General features: G+C 44.3%; 5 protein-coding genes. 2 read left to right on the top strand and 3 right to left on the bottom strand.

What is annotated here, in order from left to right; translation table 11 throughout:
• The coding region (locus tag PX484_RS13040; RefSeq protein ID WP_288104162.1) for an IS4 family transposase at positions 1-162 on the top strand (162 nt) is incomplete at its 5' end.
• A gap of 215 nt (positions 163-377) precedes the next feature.
• Here the strand turns inward: PX484_RS13040 and PX484_RS13035 are convergent.
• Both PX484_RS13035 and trmFO read right to left on the bottom strand, forming a co-directional pair.
• Positions 378-875: a 2TM domain-containing protein gene (locus tag PX484_RS13035; protein WP_002781713.1), complete on the bottom strand. Its 498-nt coding sequence runs from the start codon at positions 873-875 to the stop codon at positions 378-380.
• Between the two features lie 60 nt (positions 876-935).
• On the bottom strand, positions 936-2,273 hold the full coding sequence (trmFO, locus tag PX484_RS13030; protein WP_002803278.1) for an FADH(2)-oxidizing methylenetetrahydrofolate--tRNA-(uracil(54)-C(5))-methyltransferase TrmFO: 1,338 nt from the start codon (positions 2,271-2,273) through the stop codon (positions 936-938).
• Between the two features lie 243 nt (positions 2,274-2,516).
• On the opposite strand from trmFO, the gene PX484_RS13025 reads away from it, so the two are divergent.
• Positions 2,517-2,795, top strand: a complete 279-nt coding sequence (locus PX484_RS13025) for a hypothetical protein (protein WP_002736942.1) — start codon at positions 2,517-2,519, stop codon at positions 2,793-2,795.
• 337 nt (positions 2,796-3,132) lie between these two features.
• On the opposite strand, the gene PX484_RS13020 is transcribed toward PX484_RS13025, so the two are convergent.
• On the bottom strand, positions 3,133-3,787 hold a 655-nt coding region (locus PX484_RS13020), incomplete at its 5' end, for a PIN/TRAM domain-containing protein (RefSeq protein ID WP_353853231.1).

Below are 3,787 nucleotides of genomic sequence, written 5' to 3'. Positions count from 1 at the left end.
GAAGCGGTCAGAATGATTGCTTCTCTTGGGGGGTTTTTAGGTAGAAAAGGTGACGGTGAACCAGGTGTTAAAACTATTTGGTTGGGACTGCGAAGGTTACATGATATCAGCGAGACTTGGAAACTATCTCATCAAATTAGTTCCCCCATAGAACCCCCTTGAGCCATCTAGCACACTTTTCTCTTTTTGTCAAATTTTATGTTAAGAAAGATGTGACTAATGGATAGCTTATTAAGGGGGGCAGGGGGGATCGAACCTAAAATTCATTTTTAATTTAATTATAACCAGCTACTTAAGTAGTAGTGCAAAGCTCAACTTTGTGTACTTTGTGTCTCTGTGGTTCACAAAAACAAAAAAGGCTTAATTTGGCAACAGTATTAAAACTGTAAAAACTTTTTAACTTGTGTCCAAAGATTGGTAAAAGACTCTTTCATTTCCTCCTTAATTTTCCAGCGTTTAAATGCCTCTTCGTAGGCAATTCCTTGATTTTGGAAAGTTTTCCAAGCCGAGAGAGAAAGAGGTAAACCCATCAGCAAAAGCAGATAAATTGCCCAAGAAATTGTTCCCGCACTAATTAAATTAATGATAATAAAAAAACTATTAATAATCAGATAGCGAACAGTTTTATTTTTTAGCTCCTCGCGACGAAAGCGATCGAATTCTTGCCGCTTATAACTGAGCATTTTTGACTCTTGCCAGTCCTTTTCCGCCGCTTCTAAGTCTTTAACTTCAATAGCCAAATCGTCGGCAATTTCTAACAACTGTTGACGGGTAATTTCTCCCTTATCCCCTTGACGGGAGATAGCCAAATAGAGAATTTCCTGCACATCCTCTTGACTGTAGGATTGGGGAGGGAAAAAATCGGGGTTTGGCATAGCGATAGAGAAAGAAATAGGTTCCTTCTCTATTATGGGCGATCGATTAGCGATTGACAGTTAGACGAGACAGGGAGTTTTTAGCTGATTCCACCATGCTTCTAAATCCTGCAAAGAGCGATCGGCATATTGACCGTAACGTTCCCGTTTATTGCGGATTTTTCTGGTAAAATTCGGCAAAATGCCAAAATTTGGCGGCATCGGTTGAAAATGTTTCGGTTCGGCACTGCTGATAAACTCAAATAATGACCCCATCATCGTTGTGGTTGGCAATGTCACCGTTTCTAATCCTAAAGCTAAACGAGCGGCATTAGTTCCCGCTAACCATCCCCCAGCAGCCGCAGCCGTATAGCCTTCCGTGCCGATTAACTGTCCTGCCGCTAATAGCGTCGGTCGCGATTTAAACTGGAGACTGGAGGATAATAACTGGGGAGAATTGATAAAGGTGTTTTTGTGCATCACCCCCATGCGGACAAATTCGGCCTTTTCTAACCCCGGAATCAGACGGAAAACCCGTGTTTGTTCACCCCATTTTAAATTAGTTTGAAATCCCACCATATTCCACAATTGCCCCGCTTTATCTTCCATTCGCAACTGTATAACTGCGTAGGGACGTTGATCTGGATATCTGGGATCCGCTAATCCCACCGGTTTCAGGGGACCAAAACGCATGGTATCCTCTCCCCGACTGGCTAATTCTTCGATTGGCAGACAAGCCTCGAAAAATTTGGCATTTTCTCGCTCAAAATCCTTCAATTCTGCTTGTTCTGCCTGTTTTAACTCTTGCCAGAAATGCAGGTATTGTTCCCGATCCATGGGACAATTGAGATAGGCAGCCTCACCTTTATCGTAACGGGAGGCCAGAAAAGCGATCGATTGATCAATAGATTCCCCTAGAATAATCGGACTAGCGGCATCAAAAAAGCTCAGATAGTCCAGGCCGGCAAAATTTTGCAGATCTGCGGCCAAGGCAGCACTGGTTAAGGGTCCAGTGGTTAAAACGACGATACCATCCCGGGGAATTTCCGTGATCTCCTGACGTTTTAAGGTGACTAGAGGGTGGTTAGCCAAGATTTCCGTCAAATTTCGACTAAAGACCCCCCGATCAACCGCTAAAGCCCCTCCTGCGGGGACACTGTGCTGATCGGCCTGAGCAATAACTAGAGAATTTAAGCGTCGTAATTCTTCATGGAGTAACCCGGTGGCGCGATCCACCGCCATGGCACCAAAGGAGTTACTACAGACTAATTCGGCTAAAAATTGGCTATGGTGGGCGGGACTAGAGCGAATTGGGCGCATTTCGTACAGGATCACGGGAATACCTGCTTGGGCTATCTGCCACGCCGCCTCAGTCCCCGCTAATCCTCCACCAATTACATGAATAGGGCGATCGATCATAGTTGGGAGAAAATGGCTAGAGTAGGATTATTTTAGCGTTAGTTCCGAGTCACCAAAAAAATAGGGCCAGCCTAGGGCGATCGCATGAAGATTGGGGCTGATCGCAAACTCAGGTTATAATATAAGGAAGGGATAGAATATTATATTTTATCTCGTCACGGTTTTTGCTTTCGAGAAGGTGGCAACACCGCCCCACTTTCTCACCATCTCCTTCCAGATGGGCTAGTTAGCGGTTTGACTTCTATGAACACCAATTATCTTGAGGAATACCAAAAATACCTAGCCGAATGGCAGAAAATGCTTCTGTCCGCTTGGGGTAATGGTCTTCCCACGACTACACCAGTGTTTGAGTTTCCAGAAACTTTGGTTAAATCCCTCGAATATCAACAAGAATGGGTGAAATCCTACCTAACCGCCCAAGAAACCGCCACCAAAGTTGCCCTCGATAGTCAGAAACAATTCTGGGATAGTTATTTCGGTTTTGCTCGTCAGTCCATGGCTGTAATCAATAAACCAGCTTAATTAGGTATCAATTGGCTAGATAGGGTTTGCTGAATAAATCTAAAAACCTTGTCCAACAAGGTTTTTAGACTTTTTTTCCCTCAAAAAGTGCCGACCTTTGGAGTGATTGGGGGGAAAATTCCTGGACTTTTTCCCTGAAAATTAGGTAATTGACCACCTGAAAATGGGTAAAACCCCACACCCCACACCCTACACCCTACACCCTGCCCCTAGGAAAAACTTTTTCAGCAGACCCTAGATAGTTCGATTAGTGACTTAACTTCCCTTAAAAAATGAAATTCCTCAAATACAATCCCCTCCGGCCTTGTATTTGAGGATTTTTTCGGTTTTATTACCTTTAGGCAATCAGGGAATTTTGGGGTTTAGCAAAAATCATCCGGCCGGCCGAGGTTTGCAGTGCAGATGTCACCACTACCCGCAATTCTCCCCCCAGATAATCTTTTCCTTCTTCTACCACCACCATCGTGCCATCTTCCAGATAACCGATGCCTTGGGTGGGTTCTTTTCCTGCTTTGAGAATTTTCAGATCCAAAGTATCCCCGGGTAAGTAGATCGGGCGTACTGCTTGGGCGAGATCGTTGACATTCAAGATGGTGACTTTTTGCAGATTGGCCACTTTACTGAGATTATAATCGTTCGTGAGCAAGGTGGCGTTAATCTCTTGGGCAAGATGGACTAATTTAGCATCTACGGTGCTAATATCCTCATAATCGGCTGGATGAATGATAATGCGCTCGGGAAATTCTTGCTGCATCCGGTTTAAGATATCTAATCCGCGTCTTCCTCTGACTCGTTTTTGGTCATTACTGCCATCCGCTAACTGCTGCAATTCCTGAAGAATAAATTGGGGAATGAGTATCTGTCCCTCGATAAATCCCGTGTCTAACAATTGTTCGATACGACCATCGATAATACAACTGGTGTCCACAACTTTGGTGGCGGCCGCTTGCAGGGTTCCTTCTGCCACTAAAATTGATTCCATACTATTGGGG

This window comes from Microcystis sp. M49636_WE2 (genome assembly GCF_030065375.1).
Classification (GTDB): Bacteria; Cyanobacteriota; Cyanobacteriia; order Cyanobacteriales; family Microcystaceae; genus Microcystis; species Microcystis aeruginosa_C.
The sequence above is the reverse complement of the archived record's forward strand: the minus strand, read 5'-3'. Positions and strand labels throughout refer to the sequence as shown.

Excerpts from the sequence above, each read along its gene's own strand:
- PX484_RS13035 (WP_002781713.1), bottom strand. The coding sequence starts at position 875 with ATGCCAAACCCCGATTTTTTCCCTCCCCAATCCTACAGTCAAGAGGAT.
- PX484_RS13025 (WP_002736942.1), top strand. The coding sequence starts at position 2,517 with ATGAACACCAATTATCTTGAGGAATACCAAAAATACCTAGCCGAATGG.
- trmFO (WP_002803278.1), bottom strand. The coding sequence starts at position 2,273 with ATGATCGATCGCCCTATTCATGTAATTGGTGGAGGATTAGCGGGGACT.